General features: G+C 38.6%; 15 protein-coding genes and 1 tRNA gene. 12 read left to right on the top strand and 4 right to left on the bottom strand.

What is annotated here, in order from left to right; all coding sequences use genetic code 11:
• Positions 1 to 22: 22 nt before the first annotated feature.
• From cysK to DBX24_RS05935, 3 genes are all read right to left on the bottom strand, one after another.
• A complete protein-coding gene (gene cysK, locus DBX24_RS05945) occupies positions 23 to 958 on the bottom strand; it encodes a cysteine synthase A (protein ID WP_120489530.1) in 936 nt (311 codons plus the stop codon).
• A gap of 66 nt (positions 959 to 1,024) precedes the next feature.
• Positions 1,025 to 1,852, bottom strand: a complete 828-nt coding sequence (gene epsC / locus DBX24_RS05940; RefSeq protein WP_120489531.1) for a serine O-acetyltransferase EpsC — start codon at positions 1,850 to 1,852, stop codon at positions 1,025 to 1,027.
• 129 nt (positions 1,853 to 1,981) lie between these two features.
• Complete coding sequence (locus tag DBX24_RS05935) at positions 1,982 to 3,211, bottom strand: ABC transporter permease (RefSeq protein ID WP_120489741.1); 1,230 nt, start codon at positions 3,209 to 3,211, stop codon at positions 1,982 to 1,984.
• Between the two features lie 5 nt (positions 3,212 to 3,216).
• Between DBX24_RS05935 and DBX24_RS05930 the strand changes: the two genes are divergently transcribed.
• Entirely contained in the window at positions 3,217 to 4,464 is a 1,248-nt protein-coding gene (locus tag DBX24_RS05930) for an exo-beta-N-acetylmuramidase NamZ family protein (RefSeq protein WP_185150745.1), read from the top strand.
• Positions 4,465 to 4,514: 50 nt separating this feature from the next.
• Here the strand turns inward: DBX24_RS05930 and DBX24_RS05925 are convergent, their stop codons facing one another.
• Positions 4,515 to 5,558, bottom strand: a complete 1,044-nt coding sequence (locus DBX24_RS05925; RefSeq protein ID WP_160224274.1) for an AMP-binding protein — start codon at positions 5,556 to 5,558, stop codon at positions 4,515 to 4,517.
• Between the two features lie 98 nt (positions 5,559 to 5,656).
• Between DBX24_RS05925 and DBX24_RS05920 the strand changes: the two genes are divergently transcribed.
• From DBX24_RS05920 to DBX24_RS05870, 11 genes are all read left to right on the top strand, one after another.
• A tRNA-Gln gene (locus tag DBX24_RS05920) sits at positions 5,657 to 5,730 on the top strand.
• A gap of 214 nt (positions 5,731 to 5,944) precedes the next feature.
• Positions 5,945 to 6,643, top strand: coding sequence for an outer membrane beta-barrel protein (locus tag DBX24_RS05915; protein WP_160224273.1), 699 nt, complete (start codon positions 5,945 to 5,947; stop codon positions 6,641 to 6,643).
• A gap of 35 nt (positions 6,644 to 6,678) precedes the next feature.
• Positions 6,679 to 7,380: a porin family protein gene (locus DBX24_RS05910; protein WP_260392792.1), complete on the top strand. Its 702-nt coding sequence runs from the start codon at positions 6,679 to 6,681 to the stop codon at positions 7,378 to 7,380.
• An 80-nt stretch (positions 7,381 to 7,460) separates the two neighbouring features.
• Entirely contained in the window at positions 7,461 to 9,458 is a 1,998-nt protein-coding gene (locus DBX24_RS05905) for a T9SS type A sorting domain-containing protein (RefSeq protein ID WP_160224271.1), read from the top strand.
• A gap of 3 nt (positions 9,459 to 9,461) precedes the next feature.
• Positions 9,462 to 18,779 (top strand): SpvB/TcaC N-terminal domain-containing protein, encoded by a 9,318-nt coding sequence (locus DBX24_RS05900; protein ID WP_160224270.1) that lies wholly within the window; start codon positions 9,462 to 9,464, stop codon positions 18,777 to 18,779.
• Complete coding sequence (locus DBX24_RS05895; protein ID WP_160224269.1) at positions 18,776 to 19,267, top strand: hypothetical protein; 492 nt, start codon at positions 18,776 to 18,778, stop codon at positions 19,265 to 19,267. Before DBX24_RS05900 ends, DBX24_RS05895 begins: the two co-directional genes overlap by 4 nt.
• Before the next feature lie 178 nt (positions 19,268 to 19,445).
• A complete protein-coding gene (locus DBX24_RS05890) occupies positions 19,446 to 19,940 on the top strand; it encodes a hypothetical protein (RefSeq protein WP_160224268.1) in 495 nt (164 codons plus the stop codon).
• Positions 19,941 to 20,275: 335 nt separating this feature from the next.
• Positions 20,276 to 22,366 (top strand): RHS repeat domain-containing protein, encoded by a 2,091-nt coding sequence (locus tag DBX24_RS05885; RefSeq protein ID WP_160224267.1) that lies wholly within the window; start codon positions 20,276 to 20,278, stop codon positions 22,364 to 22,366.
• Positions 22,366 to 22,848 carry a hypothetical protein gene (locus DBX24_RS05880; protein WP_160224266.1) on the top strand — a complete coding sequence of 161 codons (483 nt, stop codon included), beginning with the start codon at positions 22,366 to 22,368 and terminating at the stop codon, positions 22,846 to 22,848. The genes DBX24_RS05885 and DBX24_RS05880 overlap by 1 nt, the downstream gene beginning before the upstream one ends.
• 237 nt (positions 22,849 to 23,085) lie before the next feature.
• Positions 23,086 to 24,024, top strand: a complete 939-nt coding sequence (locus DBX24_RS09355) for an RHS repeat-associated core domain-containing protein (protein ID WP_221411188.1) — start codon at positions 23,086 to 23,088, stop codon at positions 24,022 to 24,024.
• On the top strand, positions 24,024 to 24,470 hold the full coding sequence (locus tag DBX24_RS05870) for a hypothetical protein (RefSeq protein ID WP_119059914.1): 447 nt from the start codon (positions 24,024 to 24,026) through the stop codon (positions 24,468 to 24,470). Before DBX24_RS09355 ends, DBX24_RS05870 begins: the two co-directional genes overlap by 1 nt.
• The last annotated feature ends 14 nt before the right edge of the window (positions 24,471 to 24,484 follow it).

Below are 24,484 nucleotides of genomic sequence, written 5' to 3'. Positions count from 1 at the left end.
TTTCATATCTGGCAAATCACTTCTATTCTAATGATGAAGGATTTTCTTGATATAAGTCTGAAACCGACCAGTACCTCTCCCCAGTATCATAATTAAAGGTCAATATCCTTGCTCCTTTGGGTAGCTCTTCTAATTTCTGAGCAATTGCTGCCAAAGAAGCACCAGTGGAGATGCCTGCGAGTATCCCCTCTTCTCTTGCTAATCGTCTTGCATATTCAAATGCTTGCTCCTTAGTTACCGCAATCGTCCCATCAAGAATGGAAGTATTCAGCACATTCGGAACAAAGCCCGCTCCTATCCCTTGCAAAGGATGTGGTCCTGGCGGATTTCCTGCAATAACTTGCGACTCCACTGGCTCTACTGCATACGATTTCAAATGAGGGAAAGACTGTTTTAGAACTTCTGTAACGGCAGTAATATGCCCACCAGTGCCTACGCCTGTAATCAGATAATCCAAACCCTCTGGGAAATCAGAGAGAATTTCCTGTGCAGTCGTAAGCCTGTGTATCTCTGGGTTTGCTTCGTTATCAAACTGGTGAGCTACCCACGAGTTTGGTGTTTTTTCTGCGAGCTCCAATGCTTTCTTCACCGCTCCAGAAGTCCCTAATTCTCTTGGTGTGAGGACAAATTCCGCTCCGTATGCAGACATCAGCTTCCTACGCTCCACACTCATACTCTCTGGAAGTACAAGAACCAATCTATACCCCTTAACAGCACAAACCATCGCTAAGCCCACACCCGTATTCCCCGATGTAGGCTCAAAAATCACAGTATCTTTATTAATTTTTCCTTCTTTCTCTGCTCTTTCAATCATCGCAAGTGCTATTCGGTCTTTAAGGCTCCCGCCAGGGTTTTGTTTTTCAAGTTTTATATAAACCTCTGCCTCACTACCGAAGATTTTATTAATCTTCACCACTGGAGTATTTCCAATAGCTTCTAATACATTATTCAATCTCATAATATTCCTTTGTTTTTTGTTCTAACTTAATAATTTCTTTACTATTTCTGCTTCGTTTTTTCTTGATTAAATCACGAAAATAATCGGTTCATCACCTGATTTTTTATTTTTAATGGTAACCTGACCTTTGTGGAAGACGATAGAATCGCGAGCGATGGATTGAGTAATCCACACATTTCCTCCAATAATACTCCCCTCACCTATAACCGTTTCACCACCCAAGATAGTAGCATTAGCATAAATCACTACTCCATTTTCTATGGTTGGATGCCTTTTAACATTGGCAATCTCTTTTGATACGGACAATGCTCCAAGTGTAACGCCTTGATAAATCTTTACATTATCACCGATGACAGCCGTCTCACCGATTACGATTCCCGTACCGTGGTCTATAAAAAAATGCTCACCGATCTCTGCTCCTGGGTGTATGTCTATCCCCGTTTTGCTGTGGGCAAGCTCCGTCCAGATTCGGGGGATAAGCGGAACATTTTCCTTATACAATTCGTGCGCAAATCTATAAATCGCAATAGCATAGAAACCAGGATAGGAATAGCTCACTTCCTCTCTGTTTTTTGCGGCAGGGTCATTGGCATAAATCGCTTCCAAATCCTTTGTAAGCAAGTGATAAATCTTTGAAAAATGCTCAAAAAAGTAGGCGCTTTTCTCTCGGCAGAGCATTTTATCTCCCAGCACTGAAAAGAGAATGCTCGCAAATTCTTTTCTAAACCCCTCCAGTCGTTTATTTATTTCAGATTTTGAAGTACATCTCTGGCTTTCCAAAAAGAAAACAAAATGGAAGAATTTATCGATAAACTCCTCTATTTTCTTTTTATCGAGGTCGTATGTTCTATTGCAATAGCCTGAGTACAGCTCTTCTAAAAATTGATTTTCCATAAAATATGTGCAAATATAAAGATTTGCGCGCCCAAGAGATTGTGCATCACTATTGATTTAATCAATTACGCTTTTTAGCCTATTGACACCATCATTTTTTCATCATTTCCCAAGAAAAAATATACCACTCTAATGGTATTTAATCGCTTTTATTGGTGAGATTTTACTAATCAGATAGCTTGGGAGGATGAGCACCACTGCCGAAATTGCCAGCATACCGAAAGAAATCATAAAGATGTAAAGCGGATTGAGCTCCACAGGTACTTGGCTTACATAGTAGTTCTCGGGGTTAAGTTCTATCACGCCTGTAAATTTCTGCACCAGCAAAAGACCAAGCCCAATAAGATTACCGATAAGCAAGCCAGGAATCATAATATAAAGGGTGTAATTGATGAATATCATCCGAATCTGTACATTATTCGCACCCATTGTTTTTAGAATTCCGATTGAGTTCGTGCGCTCGATAATCAGAATGAGAAGAACCATTATAATATTAATAATGACAACAATGAGCATTATACTAATGATAAGCGCAACATTGATGTTAAAGATATTAATCCAATCTACGATGACGGGGAATTGTTCGGTGATGGGGAGGAGGAAATTCTTGTACCCAATAAAATTCTGAATCTCATTCGTAGCAGTATCTACGGCATCAAAATCGTGTAGAAACACCTCCAAACCTCCTATTTCGTCTTTACCGATGCCTTGTACCTTCCTCGCATTACTTATACTCCCGATGATGTAGAGCTCATCCAGCATCTTAATATCAGTTTTGTAGATGCCTGCAATCCTAAACTTGCGGTAGAGCGGTTTCTGGTCTTCCTTAGAGAACACCGCCACGATGCTGTCGTTTAGCTTTTTATTGAGGCCATCTGCTATCTCTTTCGAGAGAATGACATCCATACTCAGCTGATGATTATCATAATGAGGAATGCTGCCTTCCACCAAAAATTTACTGAATCGCTTTGCATTAAAATCTTCTCCTACCCCTTTAAATACGATTCCTGCAAAGCTGTTTTCGGTTCGCAGGATACCATTTATGGTTACGAATTGCTGCACATCGGCTACGGAAGGCAGGGCTTTTATCCGCTCCAAATCTAATCCCTCACGGCTGAGAACTGAGGAGTTATACGACGCATTAGATCGGGTAGATTTAATGCTCACCTCCCCCCCAAAGTCTCCAAGGCTTTGCTTAATCGCTTTTTTAGAACCGAGCCCTGTAGAAATAGTGATGAGCGAAACGATAATCCCAAGCGCTACCGACAGCCTTCCGATGAAGATAATCACTCGCGAGAGATTATTTTTATTATCTTTGGAATTCGCAATTTTTCTCGAAAAATAAAATGGAAATTTCAAACCTTATGAATTTAGCTGCCAAAATTAAAAATTTAGTCTCTTTGAGCCTAATTTTTTGTTTCTCCACCTGCCTTTTTGCTCAGTCTAATGAATTTAAAACCGGAGCCGACCAGCCAGAAATCTACCTCCCCCTCCTCAAAGGAAAAGCAGTGGGAGTTGTTACAAACCAAACGGGTCTCGTCTTGGTCAAAACGAAATACAATGCCGCTCCTCGCGGGCGTGGTTGCAGTTTAGCGATGCGAACAGACTCCCTCAGCATCGTAGATTTTCTGCTGAGAAATGCCATTAATGTAAAGAAAGTCTTTGCCCCAGAGCACGGTTTCCGAGGTGATGCAGACGCAGGAGAATCCGTCCGAAACGGAATCGATACACAAACGCAGCTCCCCATTATCTCCCTCTACGGAAAGAATAAAAAACCTACCGCCGACCAGCTGAAAGACCTCGATATTATCCTGTTTGATATACAAGATGTGGGCATCCGCTTCTACACCTATATATCTACGCTTGCCCTCGTAATGGAAGCAGCTGCCGAGAACCAAAAGGAGGTCATTATCCTTGACCGACCCAACCCGCACGATGGATACATCGACGGGCCGGTACTAAAACCTCAGTGGGCGAGCTTCGTCGGGATGCACCCCATACCCGTAGTCTATGGGCTTACCATCGGCGAGTATGGATTGATGGCCAACGGCGAGGGCTGGCTCAAAAACAAAGCGAAAGCAAAATACACCGTCATAAAACTAAAAAATTACCACAAAAAACAGAGGTACTCCCTCCCGAAACCTCCCTCTCCCAACCTCCCGAATGCTCTTGCCATCAGCCTCTATCCATCGCTCTGCTTCTTCGAGGGCACGGCAATCTCCGTCGGAAGAGGCACGCCCACACCTTTTCAGATTTATGGCAGCCCGCACCTGAAACCGTCCGCATTTAGTTTCACTCCACAGCCCAGCTATGGTGCCAAAAGCCCATTCCTGAACGGCGAACACTGCTACGGAGAAAATCTGCAAAACGAAGCACTCCACCCTACCCGATTAGAACTAAAATGGCTCATCAGCGCTTATAAAAACTTTGATGACAAACGAAAAGCGGACTTCTTCCTGAGCAATCTCTTTTTCGACAAACTCGCGGGGAGCGATGAGCTGCGAAAACAGATACAAAACCATACCCCAGAGGAAGAAATCCGACAGTCTTGGGCTACCGACCTGCAAAAATTCCAAAAAATTCGTCAGAAATACCTCCTCTACCCCGATTAATCAGTAGGCTTCATGCCACTAGAATCTGGCTATTAGCTATTCACCAAAGACTATAAGCTATGAGCAGTGCTAAGGAGGGTTTTTAGTTGGTTCCGGTCTACTTTTCCATTGGGTGTGCGTGGGATGGCTTGTACGAAGCGTATTTCCTTTGGTTTGTGGAAAGATTTTGTGTATTCTACCCTTGCAAGGCTGCTGATGAGGCGCTCGCTACGCTCGCCCTCTATGATAAGAACCAGTTTCTGCCCCAAGACTTCATCTTCCAAGCCTAAGAAAACCGCTTCGTTATCGATTTGTTTCTTTACGAGGCGCTCTAATTCTTCTGGGAATATTTTTGCTCCGCCCGAATTAATAATATGATCTGCGCGACCGAGAAATCTGAATTTTTTATCGGTTTTGAGCGCTACTAAATCATTGGTTTGTAAGATTTCGCTATTGAGCAAAGGGGCATTAATCCTAAGGCAACCCCTCGTATCTTGGGAGATTTGGATGGAGCCGAGCACAGAGAAATACGCCTCTTCTTGGGGATAAATCTCCTTCAAAGCGATATGTGAAAGGGTTTCGGACATTCCATAGGTCTCGAAAACTCTGCTCTCCGCTTTTGTGAGGGATAGCTGCTCTCGTAATCTCTTTTTAAGGTTTTCGGAGACGGCTGCACCGCCTATGATGAGGTTTCTTATGAGATGTATTTTGTGGAGTGAATGCTCTACTTGTAGGGGCGTCATTGCGCAGAAATCGATGGTTTCTTCAAGCCTTTCGAGGGGTTTTGTGGAGGGTTCGGTGGCCATTAGTTTCATTTCTTTTATAAGGGCTCGGACGAACATCATCTTCCCAGAAATATACTCAATCGGGAGGCAAAGGAGTGCGGTATCATTCTTTTTTAATCGTAAGAAATCGGTAGTCATCACCGCTGAATTGATCATTTTTTGCTTTTCTACATCAAATATTTTAGGCGCCCCAGTTGACCCCGAAGTCTGCACCTTTACCGTATCCTGCAAAGAAAACCAATCATCTATAAAAGAAAAGAGTTTTTTTTCGAATTCTTTACTAACGCCTAAAAAACTAATTTTTAGATTACTGACTCTATTTATAAGCATAACCCCTGATTTATTTTGCGTAAAAATATAACTTTTTTCATCATCGGGGCTTGTATATTCCGAAAAAGCTATTATATTTGCACCACGAAAAACGAAACAGACTCATGGTGTAACGGTAGCACAAGTGATTTTGGTTCATTTAGTTGGGGTTCGAATCCCTGTGAGTCTACCAATAATAAAAGTCTCTGCAATGTATTTACATTTTGCAGAGATTTTTTTATGGAGTTTCCGCAATTTATTAGCAAAGAGATGAAAGGTAAAAAATTTCATTCGCTATTCATGTATTACATTCTATATGATATATATCATTATTTATCATTTATTTCTTTAAAATGAATAGTTTTGCGGACAATGATAAGGTTTTAGCTCCAAAATAATTATTTTCAATGATAAAATTCTACTCTTTCATAGCTTTTATATCATCTGCACTCTGCTTTTCTCAATATAATGATAACTTGTCGTATGGCCTAAAAGTAGCGGCTTTGCATTCTACAACCACCAATATCCCAGAAATGCTCATCGGGAGAGAGCATAACCTTACAAACTTCCAAATGAAGACAAAGGGAGTCTATAGCGTAGAGGGAGGATTTTTTGTCAATTATAAATTTTCTAATACCAGAACAGCAATACAGCCCGAACTAATCTACCGAAAAGGCGGAGAGAAACTCCATTACCATAATAGCCAGTCGGGTCAGGAATATGATATTGATTTTAAATACTCCTACCTCATTTTAGGAAGCATTTACAAAATATACCCCTATGAAGGACTAAACTTTGGTATAGGAGTGCATTATGCTAAAAACTTAACTCCTCATAATATAGAATATTCTTCTAATGAATTTGATGGACGACACGATACCAACTACCGACAGTTCTACCGAGATGGAATTATAGGAAAAGATGACTTTAATTTGAGCTTTAATGTTGGATATGAACTTGAAAATGATTTTCATTTTGATTTAAGATATTATTTAGGAATAGGCGATGCGATAGGAACACGGAGTACTTCCTTTCAATTTACAGAGAATACCAATCGTAATTCTTTCCTCGCACTATCCTTAGGATATAGCTTTCATAACTGGTAATACTTATGCGTAAATATTTTTTATTCACCTCTATTTTGAGTACCTGCCTTATCAATGCTCAGTTGGTAAGAGAAATCACCTACGGAGTCTCGGCTGGAGCTATTTATTCTCAAATGAATAATCTGGAACCTATGATTATTCCTCAAGGGGTTTATCAGAACTATTCTACCTCAGAAAATGCAAAATTTGGTGCTGCAGGAGGTGTATTCCTCAACTGGAAATACCCTACTGAAAAAATCAGTGTACAACCTGAGCTCTACTACAGCAGACAGTCGACAGACTTTAAATACAATGATAAAAACGGGCTCAACTACAATATAAAGTTCCCATTTCATAATCTCAATTTAGGCTTCTTGTTGAAATACTATTTTACAGATGGCTTTTACATCGGTGCAGGGCCTTTCTTCACATTTAGCTTAGATAAAGATGCGCTAACCTATACTTCGAATGCAGAAGAGCTATCGAGGCAATCGGGAGTTTATTTTGAACCCGATGCCGTAGTCCAAAAAACACTCAAAGAATCTTTTGAAGGTAAGGACTACTTCCATTCTGCATTTGCGATAGGTTATGAATTTTATAATGGACTTAATATTGGCTTTAGATATCATCTAGGGCTTAGCGATGCATTGGAAACTCAGGAAAATGGTCATCGATTTAAGAATACCAATAATAAAGTCAGTGCCTTCTCTTTGCAAATAGGATACAGCTTCTCCTTTGATGGGCATAATAACTTCTAATACTACTGAAACTTATGAAAAAGCCAAAACAATTTCACAAATCTATATTTCTCTTCTTCTTATGGCATAGTGGAATTGCTATGGCACAAGAAATTTATCCCGCAGGAGTATCCGAGCCCTATCTCTGGATTAAAGCAGAAACCAAGTATAATCAAACTCAGATTACGGAGGTTAGAAAAAACAAAAACTTAGAGCATTTATTTTCGCCTGCTCATTTGATTAATGAGAATCCTTCCTTTAAACTTTCATTATCTAACGATAAAAGTAATAATGGGCTCAATGAAAATCTAAGTCTTTCCCAAGCGGAAAACTACTCGCTATTTATCGTTTATAAAGACAATACTCAGCATCAACACTCATCAAATCCAGTAGAAGAAAACCTTTGGACGCTATCTGATGCTCAGTCTTCCTCCCCTATCATTAGCGCTACAACCCATCGTTTAGCGAATCTTGCCGAGCATCAGTATCGCTCTTTTTCTGAATATTTCAGAAATCAGAAAGTTAAAATCCATTATTATCAGCATTCTAAATCTCTTTCCAAAAGAGCCATAGAAAAACAAAAATCTCAAGGTGAAAATCCCACCCCAAAAGATTCTTATACCTTTAATATTGGTGGGAAAACAGCTGAGCTTCCCCCTCATCTTTTTAGTGGAAACTTTGCAGAAATTCTTATCTATGACAGGGTGCTCTCCCCTCTGGAAATGCAGCGAATAGCCTCTTATCTTGCAATAAAATACGGTATATCCTTAGAACAAACAGAATTTAAAAATTATTATAACAGTAAAGGACAAAAAATTTGGGATTTTGAGGAAAACAAAGCCTTTAATCAGAATATCACAGCTATTGGAAAAGATAGCGAAGGAAGCCTCCTCCAAATCAAAAGTCAAAACTCAAACGATGAAGGAATCCTTTCCTTAGGTTTAAAAAAAACTGAGAATCTACAAGACCAAACTTTTATTTTTTGGAGTGATAACGGTCAAAGCCTAGAAATAAAAAAACAAAAAGAAGGACAGCCTAATGGTGTTTCCAGACAATGGAAACTCCAATATGCTCCTATAAATTCTTCATCTACTCATAGCTCTGCTTCTCCTGAGGTATTCTCTATCTTTGACACGCATAAAATCATTCATCAAAAAAATAAACAAAAAGAAAACTCTCAATTCTATTGGCTCGCTATTGATGATTCTGGAACTGGGGATTTCTCCGCTGAGGAAACACGGTATATCAAGTTAGGAGATGCCAGCGCTACCCCATCAAGCCAGCCTGTATCTTTTGAAGATTGGAATCTGAAAAGTAACAAGCCATTAATATTTAGCATTTGGCAAGCTCCTAAAATGTTTGCTCACCTCTCCTTAGAGCCTTCAAAATGCATATCATCAGACTTGGGAAAAATGAAATTCAATTTTATAGGAGGCAAAGCACCTTATCATATTCATCTTATCAATACTGAAAATCCTTCATTCCAAAAACAATGGACTGAACTGAAAAATAAAGGAGAAAAAGAAACTCTCCTCGCATCAGGAAAGTACCAGTATACCATTACTGATGCTGAAAAGAACAGCTACTCAAACGAGGTCTATCTCACCGATGAAGATGCTCCTAACCCTCAACTAAATACAGAATATCTCATAAAAAAACCACTGCTCCTAAGCCCGCAGAAAGATCTCCCAAAAGGAAATTACTTCTATGAATGGTATCATAACGGGAATCTCATCTCTCAGAATCCAGAGTTTCTACTCTCTCAGGCGGGGGATTATGAACTCAGATTAACCAATGAATTCGGATGCCATTCAGTAAATTATTTTACTGCTTATACACATTCTGATACTACTGATAGCCCAATATTACTCTACCCTAACCCAAGTACAGATGGGCATTTTACTCTGCTTGCTCAGTTCCCCAAAAGAACCAGTGGCTCTGTAAGTATCTATACGATGTCTGGGCAGATAGTCTATAGCAAAGACTTCTATAACGAGTCTCAATACCAATATTCTGGCTATCTGCCTACCGCAGGAGTATATATCATAAAACTAAAAACCACTTACCAAGAAATCAGTAAAAAACTAATCATAAACTAAAAGATGAAAAAAAACGCCTTTCTATATATTATCATCCTTCTCCTCTTTACCAGCGGACTGGTCGCAACCCCTTGGGCAAAGTCTGTGCTTTCCAATATTGATAAAAACCCTACTCTCCTCTCCCTTATCAAAGGCGAGAAAACTCCAAATAATAAACAAAAATACACTGGAGATATTAATGATATTGAGCACCCATCTGCTACTCATTTTCAGCAAAAAATATTTAGAAAGTCTGCTAATACTATTAACTACAAAGGACTATCCATCAACATACCCGAATATGCTATCAAGAGAGACCTTAGACTTTCTATTATCAACCTAATGGAAAGTAATCTGCATCTCCCTCCTAATATTGTTAATCTAACAAAAGAGGCTGCTGGCTATCGGATTCTTCCTCAAAATATCAAACTCCAAAAAGAGATTCAAGTCGCTATCTCTTATGATAAAACCAAAATCCCCGATGGATATACCGAAAAAGATATTGATATTTTCATCTTTGATAAAGAAACTAAAAACTGGAAAAAACTTCAAAGGGATAAAATAGAAGCAGGTTCAGACAGAGTAAGTGCAAAAACTAATGGTTTCTCTGACTTTATTGCTGGGATTATTAAACAACCTGAGTCTCCCGATACCTCAGGCTTCACACCAACAAGCATTAGCGGACTAAAAGCCTCTGAACCTTTCGTGGGTATAGAAACTATTGCTCCACCTACAGCAAACTCAGAAGGAAGTGCAAGCACCTCATTTAATATACTCCTTCCTAAAGGGAGAGCAGGAATGCAACCCTCACTCACCCTCTCTTATGGGCACGAAAATGGACATTCCTGGCTCGGTACAGGCTGGAATCTTTCTTTACCTTCCATTAATATAGATACACGGTGGGGAGTGCCGAGATATGATACTCAAAAAGAAACAGAATCTTATACCCTCTCTGGTGAAGAACTCCTACCTAATGCTCATAGACAGGACTGGGAAGACAGAACCTCCGACAAACAATTTTTCCCAAGGCACGAAGGAGGATTTAATAAAATCATACGAAAAGGAAACTCTCCCCAAAACTATCTTTGGCTGATTAACTCAAAATCTGGAGCTACAACTACCTATGGTGGAAATGGGGCACAACTCAAAGATGCCTCTGGAAATATCGGCTACTGGGCTATAGCCAAACAGGAAGATCTTAAAGGAAATACCATCTCCTATGAATATATTGAGGAAAACGGTGCCCTCTACCCTAAAACCATCTACTACACAGGAAAAACTGGTGATAAAGGTGCATACTCCATTCATTTTATTACCGAAGGAGGAAGAGAAGATGTACAAATCTCTGGAAGGCTTGGCTTTAAGCAGGAATTTAATAAACTCCTGAAAAGAATTGAAATTAAATACCAAGATCAGCTCATCAGGGCTTATGAATTCGTATACAAAGAAGGGCAATTCCATAAAACACTCCTCACAGAAATTAAATCCCTTGATGCTAAAAATAACCTCTTCTACTCCCATAAACTCGACTACTACGATGATGTAAAAGAAAAAGGTCTCTTCTCAGATATCCAAAAATGGGAAACACCAAAGGATGACCTTAAGTATACTTTCTTGGGTATTGATGGCTTTTCGGGCAAGCCTACCTTGGCAGGAACATCAAGATCTGAAAGTGGGGGTGTAAACTTTAGACTGGGAATAGGAATACCAGGTATTGGAAAATTTAATGAAAATACCATAGGAGGACACGGAGGAAGTGCCTGGGGAAAGACTGATGCCAAAGTAATACTCCAAGACATAGATGGAGACAATCTGCCAGATAAAATCTTTATAAAAGATGATAAAGTCTATTATCATAAAAATTTATCCGCATCTGGGAAAAATGGATTCTCTACCGAAAGCATACAAATAAATCTCCCTCACTTGGGGAAAACCAAGTCTAACACCTATAATTTTGGAGCCAGCCTTCAACTTAACGGAAAAATAGCGGTAAATGTAGGGTATGACAGGCAAATATCCAGAAGCAGAACTGAAAGCTACTTTATGGATTTTAATGGAGATGGTCTCGTAGATTTCGCGAATAATGGCATCGTTTATTATAATAGACTCATCAATGGTGTTCCTCACTTTGAAAACAGCAGTACTAGAACTCCTTTCCCTATTAATGCAAGCAGTGCTCCTCTATCATCTGGTGGGCACACTTCGATAAATAAAGACAGCTTGAAACTTATCAATCCTCTACACGATGTTGTAAGAACTTGGACAGCTCCCCATTCTGGATTTATTAAAATTAAACATCAATATAAACTCTTAGAAAACCATTCTCAAGAAAGACAAAAATATAAGAAAAATGATGGCTCCCCAAAAGCTGATGGAGTAAGATTATTTGTACAGCACAAAGACTCCCTTCTTTGGAAAGAAGATATCTCAGCAGATGACTACACCCTAAAAACCAGAAAAGATTCTCTCCAAATAGAAAAAGGAGAAACTCTATTTTTCAGACTATCCTCAAAATATGATGGCAATTATGACCTCACTTCTTGGACGCAGCAAATATCCTACTCACTAATCAACGACCAAAAAGACTATAATGGTCTCGACTTAAAAAACTACTCATCCGTTAGCGATAGCCTTTCTTCGGCCGTTAAAGTTTATACATTTACAGAAGCTTCTCAACCTGAGCTCAAAGGAATATTCAAGAAAAAAAGAACTACCGATAAAGTCATTTTAAGGATTAATAAATACGATATTACCTTTGAACAAAAAACAACCCTCTTTGAAAGAGTATTTTCAGATGATGAAGGCTCTCTGGATATAAGCTCCCTTAATATAGGCTCTTTCGAGGCTGGAGAGTCTATAGAAATCAGAGTTGACAGCCCTACTGAAATCAATTGGCAAGACATTAATTTCACTCCAGAAATCTCTTTTTCCTCTTCATCTAATCAAAATCAAAAAACATCAGTAAAACTTAATGTTAACTTCGGTATATTTAATAAAGTTGATGAGCACTATTTCCCTGTTCTTGTAACGCCTCAGCAAAAAGGAAAACTTAGGCTTTCCTTAGATATTCCTGATACAGCGCTACTCTCTAGCCTTGAGGGAGAAGTACTCCTCTCCGCTAAGCAAAACGGGAAGGTAATGTCTCGCCGTAAATATTCTATTAATAACGGTAACATTTCCAATATTACACCTCCGCAGGAAATTATCAGAGACTCTATCGTAGCAAATAAAGATTTGTTTTTAGAAGTAAGTATTTGGAACAAAAACAAAGATAAAAGCATTGCCAGAATACTTAAAAACAATGAAATAGCTATTAATCTCCAAATTAAAGACTCTATTAAAATCCCGAGTAACGACCCTCGTTATCCAAATGAGAAATATGAAATCATTACTACAGAGCAAAAACACAAAAAATATGCTATCTATGAGCCTTTTGAAGAACCATACACCCAAACTCTCTTTGGAAAAGAATTCCGAAACTGGGGCTCTTTCATACTCAATGGTACCTTGGCTAATGAGATTATCGATAGAACAAGGCTCACCGACCACAAAGGAAACTATGACGATACAGATGATGGAAAACCTAATATAGACGAAAATAATCCTAATATAGATTCCAACTCTGGAATGGAAACCTCCAAAGCCTACTTTATAAGAACTACGGCTAACTATCCTCTAAAAAAACACTTTGGACTTGAAGATGACATCTTTGTAGCACCAGAGCTAATGTCACCATCCAGATTAGGAGAAAATGACCTTGAACAGTACCTTGACTTCTCCCTCCCCAATATCCAAGGAGGAATGGGGCTTGCTCTCGCAATGATTAATGAAAGCAAAAGTCATTCTTTCTCAAGTGATAATTTAAACGCATCTCATTCATTAGGCGATGCTTTCGTTACCCAAACAATGGCTGACCTCAATGGCGATAGATTTCCCGATTTTATCCGCGGAAATAATGTACAGTTTACCGCTCCAAAAGGAAATCTCTCCTCACAAACAACCAATATTGGCAACTTTGCTTCATCTAAGACCACTACTACTGGTAAATCTTTTAATGGCGGTTTCCAGCACGGAGAACCTAAATCCTCTCTCATCACTGTAAATTATAAATCTTCGGGTAGCCAGGATGCCAATAAGGTAAAAAACTCAGTCTCTATATCCGGAGGGCTATCTGGAGGGAATGACCATTCGGAATACACCCACACCGATATTAATGGCGATGGACTTACAGACCGTATCTCTCAAAATAATGTGAGCTATAACTTGGGGTATTCCTTCTCTCAAAATAAAGAAATTAATCTTCAAAAAATTAATGCTGGATATACATCTAATTTTTCTGCTGGATTAGGATACTCCGCCTATGCCGGTTCCTTTAAAGGTGGGCTCAACTATACCCGATCTAATAACCAAATGCAAAACCAGCTCTTAGACCTTACAGGCGATGGACTTGTAGATAAGGTTATCTACAAGGAAAGCACAATCCTCATCTATCCGAATCTTGGAAATAAATGGAGTGAAAACCCCATTACCATCCCTATAGAAAAATCAACTGAAAGCGTATCTGTAAGTTATGGTGGTAGTGCTGATTTCTCTATTCCTTTTAGTCTGTGGTTTATTAGATTCAGCATTACATCAGGAGGGTCATACGGTACAAATACCAACCGCTCCGAAGCTACTTTTATGGACATCAATGGAGATGGGCATTTAGACTATATCATCTCTGAAAATGAAGATGACCTGCGTGTGGCGCTATCCAATATCGGGCGTACCAACTTCCTCAAGTCCATTTCCAATGCTACAGGAAGTACTTTTGAAATCGATTACTCTTGGACGCCCCCTACCTATCAAAACCCAAACTCTCACTGGAAACTTGCAAAAGTATCTTCATTCGATGGGCATACTGGAGATGGAGAAGACTACTCTATTACTCAATATACTTATCAAAACCCTTACTACGACCGTTGGGAAAGAGCTTTCTATGGATATGAAACCGTAAAACAAGAAGTCTTAGACCCTAAAACATCCAAAGTCCTAAGGTCTTCATTACAGGAGTATTTCAATAAAGACTTCTACCGCAAAGGGCTACTCAAAAAAACATCTACCTTTGATAAAAACAATAAACTCATATCCGAGGCTCACAATGAGTACATCATCCTCCCGGTGAATACCTCCACAGGCAAAGTAGAGACTTCAAATCCGCTCTCTGCTGCGAATCTTGATTCTTCAGCCTGGCTGATGGCTAATACTCCATCGCTCTTTATAGCCCCTGTAAAAGAATATTCTAAAGTCTATGAAGGTCCAGATTTCCTCGAAACAAGCATTGAAAAATCATACGACAGCCACGGGAACATCATCTCCTATACCGATAATGGTAATGGCACCAATACCTCCAAAATCACCGCAGAAATTGAGTACCACGAAAGTGCTTCTCCTTACTTTGGCGGTATCCCTAAGTCTTTAGAAGTAAAAGACATCTACGGCACTGTAAGAAAACGAACCGCAGAAATCAACCCTCAAACTGCAGAAGTTACCCGTATCACACAGTTCTCAGATGCAAGTACCACTTCTTCTACCGAACTCTCGTATGACAGTTATGGAAACCTCTCAAAAATCATTGGAGCTCAAAACTATAAAGGCGAGCAATCTACCCTCTCTTATGAGTATGATGAGCCTACCCATAGCCATATTACTAAAATTACTGACCACTTCGGTTATACCTCCTCTATGGAGTATGATTATCGTTTTAATACTCCTGTTAAAACTACCGACAGGAATGGCGAGAGCATCCTCTATACACTTGATGATAAAGGGCGTACCGCTTCTATTCTCGCACCTAAGGAAGCCAAAGCTGAGAAACCTTACACCGTAGCCTATGAGTATTATCCTCTCGAAAAAGTACCTTATGCTAAAACCTTAAACTACGACTCTCAGCATAATGCCAATATAGAAACTTATACCTACTCCGATGGATTAGGTAGAGTAATTCAAGTAAAGAAAACTGCTTCTATATTTAAAGCTAAAGACACTCCTGATGACATCAAGCACATCATCTCTGGAAAGCAAATCTATGATGCTCTTGGAAGGGTTACAGAATCCTACTACCCTACTACTGCACCTATATCCGAAAACTTTGAGGATAGAATCTCTCCCCAGCCTCCAACAAAAAATATCTATGATGAAAAAGACCGCGTTATAGAGCAGATTCTCCCTGACCAGTCTTCCATCAAAACCCAATATCAAATCGCTACCATAGAACATTTAGGGGCAAATGAAAAAGTGCTTAAAACCACTATTACCGATGCTCTCGGCAGGGCTTCTGCTTCCTTTACCGATGTACAGGGAAGAACCCTAAAACAAGTTCAGCCTACGGGTATCGAAACCCTCTATAAATACTCTGCTATCGGAGAACTACGCTCTGTAACCGATGCCCACGGAAATATTACCGAAAGTTTCTATGACCTGCTCGGTAGGAGAACCAAACTCATCCATCCAGATGCAGGGACTACCACTCTACAATACGACCCTGCGGGAAACCTCATCAAAAGGCAAACTTCCCAAATACGGGAGCAAATGCCAGATGCAGCCATTACCTATCACTATGATTTTAATAGACTTAAAGAAATAAAATACCCTAAGCACCCAGAAAACAATGTGCGATACCACTACGGAAAAGCCTCCGAATCTCCAAGCCGAAGAGGTAGGCTATGGCTCGTAGAAGATGCCTCTGGAGGTGTGGAATATTTCTATGGAAGCCTCGGAGAAATCACCAAAGAAATCCGAACCATAAGAATTACGCCTACTGATATTCAGACCTACATCACTCAGTACGAATACGACTCCTGGAATCGTATTCAGAAAATGGTATATCCTGATGGCGAGGTACTCCACTACCACTATAACCGCGCGGGGAACCTCCAGTCTCTCATTGGGTTTAAAGACCCGGGAAATAAACCTGCAGGCATAAATCCACCAGCAGGAAGTAGCCAGCCACAAGATACCGACAAAGAATACATCTACATTAAACAGCAGGGGTATGACGAGTTTGAGCAAAAGATATATCGACTCTTTGGTAATAATACCGAAACCCATTATACCTATGACCCTATAATGCGCAGGCTATCCGCTCTCAAGTCTATAAGCATACAAAAGGGGCAAAACCCTATACTCTTCCAAAACAATACCTACTCCTACGACCTTGTGGGCAATATCCTCAAAGTTGATAATCAAGCTCCTGCTCTTCACAACCTGCTCGGGGGTGCCAGCTCATATTCCTATCAGTACGACGAGCTCAACAGGCTTATTAATGCAAAAGGTTCTTTCTCAGGAGAAATCCAGCAGGCAGACTACAGCCTACAAATGACTTATAACAAGCTCGGTGGCATTACACAAAAGGCGCTAAACCATAATCTCAATGGCACACCAAAAGGATATACGCTCAGCTATCTCTATAACGATAAAAACCACCCGAATGCACCGTCTTCTATCCAAGAACTCGGTAAGCCAAAACCCCGCTCCTACTCCTACGATGGAAACGGTAACCCTACTTACTACGACGAGTTTAAGTCCTTCCGATCTATGAATTGGGATGAGGAAAACAGACTACTCGGGATTAATGATAATGGGCGACTGCATTTCTACACCTACGACCACAAAGGAGAGCGGGCACTCAAAAGCAGCGGAGAGTCCAGCAAAGTCGTTATCAATGGGCAGACCTCCGCTATCATCAATCATACCGATAACTACACCGCATACATCAGCCCTTACTTTGTGGTGAATAAAGGGCGGTTTACCAAACATTATTTCGAGGGAACCAGCAGAATTGTCTCAAAACTCGGTGAGGGCACCTTTACCCAACCTGCACAAATCAATGCTGGGGGTATCAACTTCATACGCCAGTCGGCTCTTATGCAGCAGGCGCGAGATAAATACATCCAAAGCCTTGGCGTACCCCCTGGTCCGCCTACCCAGCACGGTATCTACGCCACCCCCGAATATACTGGGCAGCCCTACCCTTCCATCGATTGGAAAGATATCTCCCAAAACCAAGAACCGCCAGAAGGATGGCCTCGACCACCTAAATTCAACCCTCCTGGCGATGTACCCGGTCCTCCTGTACAATTCGGCGAACCTATCTCCCCAGATACCGCACAAGGTGGCTTTGGCTTCATCCCTAATGGCATCCGTGAAAAAAACATCTTCTTCTACCACCCTGACCACCTCGGTAGCTCATCGTATATCACTGGACAAGACGGCAAAGTCTCCCAGCACACAGAATACATAGCCTTCGGAGAGATATTATTTGATGAGCATAATACAGAGCACACTATGCCATACCTTTTCAACGGTAAAGAACTAGACAGCGAAACTGGATTATACTACTACGGAGCAAGATACTATGACCCGAGAGTAAGCATTTTCTTGAATGTAGACCCATTGGCAGAAAAAACAATGACACCGTACGCATATACCAATAATAACCCGATAATGTTAGTAGACCCTGATGGAAGAAGTGGAGAAGACCCACCAATAAGTTTTGGTTTTAGAATAGGTGTTAGTATAGGAATAGGTAGCAATGGTATCAACTTTAATGCCGGAATATCTGCTGGTGTTCAGTATAGAACACCTAACTTCCAAGCTGTAGCATTTGCAAGTGCAAATGTATATGGAGGACAACAGTTAGGAACATCTTATATGACGAAAGGGGTACAATACGACTTAACAGCGGGAGCCTATGCAAGTATAGGAAATGGTACGGGAACACCTCATAATTTCTATACATTAAACTATAATACTCCTTCTCCTTTTAATAACACCTTTGATAGTTCACTTTCCTATGGACAAATGCTTACTTATAATTCTGCTATAAATGCATTAGGAGATGGTCCTGGTATACAATCACAAGGGTTTGCAGGAGGAAGGTTTGGCAATAATTTCTCTTTTTCTACAAATAATGATGCTAGTGCATATGGTTCTGATTTATTATATAATAAAAAGACAGACGCAGGATGGACTGGAGGAATAGCTATAAATGTAGGAGGGATAGAATTTGGCTACCAGAATTTTAGCGGATACTGGCCTGAATTTGGATCTAAGGGACCTGATGGAAAGCCTTTATATCCATATGGACATGTATTCTCAGCTGAAAATAGAAGGGGTACAGGACAAAATGGGAAATATCACCAAGGATTAAATCGAGCGTTTAATTTCGTGAGAAAAGGAAGTGTTACAGGAGGGGTCTTCTCAGAAGCATGGTTTCAGAATTGGATTCATAAGAAAGTTTCAAATGATGGGACATACATCTATAATAATCAAGGAAATGTAAATATATCATCAGGAAAATGAAAAAGTTAGTATTATTATTTAGTTTATTATCGCTGTGTAATTCATGTTTTTTAATACACAAAGGAAGATGGGGAGATGGGATGTGCAGACCTAAGCATCCTAATTTTAAACTGCTCAAAACGCCATTTAAAGAGACCAATCTGCTTGTATTTGATAAGACTTATTTGGGAAAGTCGATTACTTCTTTTGCTCTTAAGTTTTACTCGGATGGGAGACTAATCTTCTTTACATCTCAAGATGGTTTTACTATAAAACCAATTGATACCTTTAATAAAAGATGGGAAAATGCTCCTAATATAGGTTATTGGAGAGTAGAAGACAATAAAATCAAGGTAGAATATTTTTTATGTGGTGATAGTGGTTTCTATGAAAGAAAACAAGGAGAAATAAAAGGAGACACTATTGTTTTTTATGAAAATTTTTATCATCCCTTTTATAAAGAAGTTCGAGAAGAGCGATATGTATTATCAGACATGTCATTTGAATAGCTAAGCTTCTCTACGAAGCAAAATTTCTATCGGGATGGAAAAATTTTTCCATCGAGACGGAAAGTTTGCTGGAACGGGACGAAAAAATGATTATCTTTAGATTGAATTATAAGAAATTTTCAAATGATGGGACATACATCTATAACAATCAAGGAAATGTAAATATATCATCAGGAAAATGAAAAAGTTAGTATTATTATTTAGTTTATTATCGCTGTGTAATTCATGTTTTTTAATACAGCAAGGACATATTATAAATGGAATGTGTAGACCCAAACACCCTAAATTCAAATTACTAAAAATTCCCTTTAAAGAAACGGATAAATTAACTTATAATAGAGTTTATATTAACCAATATTTGGTGGGGTTTGGGATTGGTTTTTATCCTGATGGGAGATTAATGTATTTTTATTCTAGAGATGGATATGCATTGAAAGAGTCTGATATCAAAAATAAAAAATGGGAGAACGCAAGGAATATTGGATATTGGAGGGTAGAAGGAAATAAGATAAAAATAGAATATTTTGTCTGTTCTCAACAAGGAACATATTTTAGAGAAAAAGGAGAAATAAAAGGCGATACTCTTGTTTTTTATCAGACTTTATTTTCTCCTATTAAAGGGAAAGTTATTCGTGAGACCCAATATGTATTATCAGACATGTCATTTGAATAGCTAAGCTTCTCTACGGAGCAAAATTTCTATCGGGATGGAAAAATTTTTCCATCGAGACGGAAAGTTTGCTGGGACGGGACGAAAAAATGATTATCTTTGGATTGAATTATAAGAAATTTTCAAATGATGGGACATACATCTATAATAATCAAGGGAATGTAAATACAACTATCGGACAATGAAAAGTATATTATTAACAACAATACTAAGACCCCACAATACCCCTGCCAATATGTCACAAAAACAAGAAATTTTATAAAACAAGAGGTAAGAGGGAGGTAAGAGCGATGTAAGACCTACCTCGAAGAAACTCCCTAAAAAATCCATCTGCCATTATGACAGAAAATAGAGTTGCAAAGCAATCACCCCACAACTATAGTTGTGGGGTTCTCTTCCAAAACAATACCTACTCCTACGACCTTGTGGGCAATATCCTCAAAGTTGATAATCAAGCTCCTGCTCTTCACAACCTGCTCGGGGGTGCCAGCTCATATTCCTATCAGTACGACGAGCTCAACAGGCTTATCAATGCAAAAGGGGCTTTCTCAGGAGAAATCCAGCAGGCAGACTACAGCCTACAAATGACTTATAACAAGCTCGGTGGCATTACACAAAAGGCGCTAAACCATAATCTCAATGGCACACCAAAAGGATATACGCTCAGCTATCTCTATAACGATAAAAACCACCCCAATGCGCCGTCTTCTATCCAAGAACTCGGCAAGCCAAAGCCTCGCTCCTACTCCTACGATGGAAATGGTAACCCTACTTACTACGAAGAGTTTAAGTCCTTCCGATCTATGAATTGGGATGAGGAAAACAGACTACTCGGGATTAATGATAATGGGCGACTGCATTTCTACACCTACGACCACAAAGGAGAGCGGGCACTCAAAAGCAGCGGCGAGTCCAGCAAAGTCGTTATTAATGGGCAAACCTCAGCTATCATCAATCATACCGATAACTACACTGCATACATCAGCCCCTACTTTGTGGTGAATAAAGGGCGGTTTACCAAACATTATTTTGAGGGAACCAGCAGAATTGTCTCAAAACTCGGCGAGGGTACCTTTACCCAACCTGCACAAATCAATGCTGGGGGTATCAACTTCATTCGCCAGTCCGCCCTTATGCAGCAGGCACGCGATAAATACATCCAAAGCCTTGGCATACCCCCTGGTCCGCCGACACAGCACGGGATCTATGCCACCCCCGAATATACTGGGCAGCCCTACCCTTCCATCGATTGGAAAGATATCTCCCAAAACCAAGAACCACCAGAAGGATGGCCTCGACCTCCTAAATTCAACCCTCCTGGCGATGTACCCGGCCCTCCTGTACAATTCGGCGAACCTATCTCCCCAGATACCGCACAAGGTGGCTTTGGCTTTATTCCTAATGGAATTAGAGAAAAAAACATCTTCTTCTACCACCCCGACCACCTCGGTAGCTCCTCCTACATCACTGGGCAAGACGGAAAGGTTAGTCAGCATACAGAATACATTGCTTTCGGAGAAATCCTCTTTGATGAGCATTCTAGTGAACATACTATGCCGTACCTCTTTAATGGTAAAGAGCTAGACAGTGAAACCGGATTATACTACTACGGAGCAAGATACTATGACCCGAGAGTAAGCATTTTCTTGAATGTAGACCCATTGGCAGAAAAAACAATGACACCGTATGCGTATACGAATAACAATCCTATAATGTTGGTGGATCCTGATGGAAGAGAAGCTACAGACGATTATCGACTTGATAAAAACGGTACTATTTCTTTAATCAAAAAAACAAATGATAATTTTGATAGACTTATTTCTCAAGATGGAAAAAATAGTATCATTATCAATAAAAAAAGTACTAATGATGGTAGTATTATTAGTGAGCTAGTAAGTCCTAAACAGGATAAACCTACTTATTTGGATACTCTTAAAACAGCAAAACCAGGTAATATTTCTGTGGGCCAAACTAATAATGTCAATGATGCTGTAAACTTATATAATTTTTTAAATATAAATACAGAAGAAAATATTGAATATGGTTTATTTAAATATAATAAAGGAAATAATGTTAATTATTTAATAGCTACTCAAAGAGAATATGATACAATGTCAAAAGCTTTTATATATGCAATGAATAATTATGTGGGAGAATATAGTAATTTAATAGCTTTTATACATAATCATGATGGATATGCAGGAAGTCATCCAGAAGAAATAGGTAACCAATGGTCTTCTGATCAAGGAACAAGGATTAGGATTTATAATGGTTTAACTCGATCAGGAATTCGTCAATATCCTAGATTCATGACAGTGCATGAAGGATTGAATAATACACTTATTGAACTTAATAGAGATGGACATGAAAAAACTAATCTACAATTAACACCAAACATAATTAAAAATTTAGACAAAATTAAAAGATAATGTTGAGATATATTTTTTTACTCTCTTTTTTATGTTTTTTTAATCATCAATGTAAAAAAGAAAATAGTATTGTTAAGAAGCAAATACCTCAAAAAATAGATTCTTTATGTAGATATAAAGAATTTGACTCAAAAGAACTATTTATTATACAACATGAAAAAAAAGATAATAAACATTTTATTAAAATAACAACTTCTGAGTATTTCGATGCAGATTCTGTTTCACTAGTATTAAACTATAAAAATAAAGTTATTGCTTATTATTCTCCTTTTTTTAATTATCCAGAGAAAAAGGTTACAAAAAAACAAATCACAACACAATATGCTAGTTTGATATATAAAGAAGGTATGATATCTATTTTTCACCCAAAGTATGCTATATTTGAATTAACAAATAATGGTAAAATGAAAGATGTAAAAAAAGATAAATGGAGTAATTTATTTCAATATGATTATATCAGAATTCCAGAAGAAATAAAGTAAGGAATATATGTTCCAGAAGTGTTGTTTTTATTATTAAAAATTCACAATAAAACCATAAAATAATTAGAAAACCGTAAACGAGAGGACACCGAACCTTCACCGAAGGATCTCCGAAGGAACACCGAAGGAAGAAAGCATATGGTAAATTATCAAATCCTTAAAAAGAGTAGTAGTTCTTTAAGAAAATCATAAAAAGCGGGGTATGGCTTCGTTCCGAATGGAATAAGAGAAAAGAATTTGTATTTTTACTACCCAGACCATTTGGGAAGTTCCTCTTACATCACCGATAGGGAAGGAAGAATAACCCAGCATACGGAGTATATAGCGTTTGGAGAAGTGTTATTTGAAGAGCATTCTACAAGCAAGACCATGCCGTATTTGTTTAATGGGAAGGAGTTAGATACAGAGACTGGATTATATTACTACGGAGCGAGATACTATGACCCGAGGGTAAGTCTGTGGCTGAATGTAGACCCGCTGGCGGAGAAATATCCACATGTCTCGCCGTATACCTATACACTGAATAACCCAATTAAATTTATAGATCCTGATGGAAGAGATATAGTTTTACCTAAAGGGACTTCGGTAAAAAATACTTATATTATCTTAGGAAATCTTCAGAAGTTAACAGATGATAAATTAGTATATTCTACACAAAAAGATGGAACAATTAGAATTAAAATTGCAAGTTTAGGAAAAGGTAATAAGACAGCAGGAACTAGATTAATAAGAAGGTTAAATAGTTCTGATAAAGTGACAACCATAGAAATAGGTAATAAAGGGAATTCAGCAAGAGCTAATAGTAAAACTGCTTCAGGAAAAACAGATTGGACAAAAGCAATGAACGGAACAGGAGATGATGCAACAGTTAGTTTTAACCCATCTTCGGATCCTTTGATCAAAACAGTTGAACCTAAGACAGGAAATATTTCAGGAAAGAAAAGACCAAATCAAATTGGTTTAGCACATGAATTAATACATGCTGATCATATCAATAATGGTAGTGTTGACTTTACAAAAACAGAACATACATACCAAACTGTTGGTGGAAATATGACCCAAACGCATCCAATAGAAGAATTTAGAACAGTAGGTCTAAAGGGAACAAAAAAAGGCGATATTACTGAAAATCAGATTAGAAAAGAACAAAGTCAAAACCAAAGAGGAGCTTACTAATGAAAAATATAAAAATATTAATCTTATTATTATTGATATTTTCTTGTAACTCACAAGAGAATAATAGAAGACATAAAGAAGATACGATTCTAAAAATAGAATATAATTTTTATCCTTCAAGTGGTGGAGATCCAATTTATAGAGTTAGCTATTTTAATGAAGAAGTTATTGTTGAAAATTTGGAATATTCTTATATATACAAAGGAAAAATAGCTAAAGATAAAATAGAAGAAATAGAAAATATCATATCAAAATTAAAACCAAATAATGATATAGAACCAGATATTATTTTAGATTCTTGGAGAATAGAATTAATAATTAATGACATAACATATTATAACAAAACAGAAGTTACAAAGGAGACCTTGCCAAAAGATATTAAATATCTTTTGTATATATTAATTAAGAACTCAAATGTGGATATAGATCTATATAATTTTTCTTAGGTAAATGATCTAGA

Source organism: Bergeyella cardium, from assembly GCF_009914665.1.
In the GTDB taxonomy this organism is placed as follows: Bacteria; Bacteroidota; Bacteroidia; order Flavobacteriales; family Weeksellaceae; genus Bergeyella_A; species Bergeyella_A cardium.
Note: the sequence above shows the minus strand (reverse complement) of the source record. Positions and strands in the feature narration are given on the sequence as shown.

What these genes read in the sequence shown, in the direction of transcription:
- DBX24_RS05885 (WP_160224267.1), top strand. Translation starts at nt 20,276, where the DNA reads ATGACAGAAAATAGAGTTGCAAAGCAATCACCCCACAACTATAGTTGT.
- DBX24_RS05900 (WP_160224270.1), top strand. Translation starts at nt 9,462, where the DNA reads ATGAAAAAAAACGCCTTTCTATATATTATCATCCTTCTCCTCTTTACC.
- DBX24_RS05890 (WP_160224268.1), top strand. Translation starts at nt 19,446, where the DNA reads ATGAAAAAGTTAGTATTATTATTTAGTTTATTATCGCTGTGTAATTCA.
- DBX24_RS05870 (WP_119059914.1), top strand. Translation starts at nt 24,024, where the DNA reads ATGAAAAATATAAAAATATTAATCTTATTATTATTGATATTTTCTTGT.
- DBX24_RS05930 (WP_185150745.1), top strand. Translation starts at nt 3,217, where the DNA reads ATGAATTTAGCTGCCAAAATTAAAAATTTAGTCTCTTTGAGCCTAATT.
- DBX24_RS05905 (WP_160224271.1), top strand. Translation starts at nt 7,461, where the DNA reads ATGGCACAAGAAATTTATCCCGCAGGAGTATCCGAGCCCTATCTCTGG.
- epsC (WP_120489531.1), bottom strand. Translation starts at nt 1,852, where the DNA reads ATGGAAAATCAATTTTTAGAAGAGCTGTACTCAGGCTATTGCAATAGA.
- DBX24_RS05895 (WP_160224269.1), top strand. Translation starts at nt 18,776, where the DNA reads ATGAAAAAGTTAGTATTATTATTTAGTTTATTATCGCTGTGTAATTCA.
- DBX24_RS05880 (WP_160224266.1), top strand. Translation starts at nt 22,366, where the DNA reads ATGTTGAGATATATTTTTTTACTCTCTTTTTTATGTTTTTTTAATCAT.
- DBX24_RS05915 (WP_160224273.1), top strand. Translation starts at nt 5,945, where the DNA reads ATGATAAAATTCTACTCTTTCATAGCTTTTATATCATCTGCACTCTGC.
- cysK (WP_120489530.1), bottom strand. Translation starts at nt 958, where the DNA reads ATGAGATTGAATAATGTATTAGAAGCTATTGGAAATACTCCAGTGGTG.
- DBX24_RS05925 (WP_160224274.1), bottom strand. Translation starts at nt 5,558, where the DNA reads ATGCTTATAAATAGAGTCAGTAATCTAAAAATTAGTTTTTTAGGCGTT.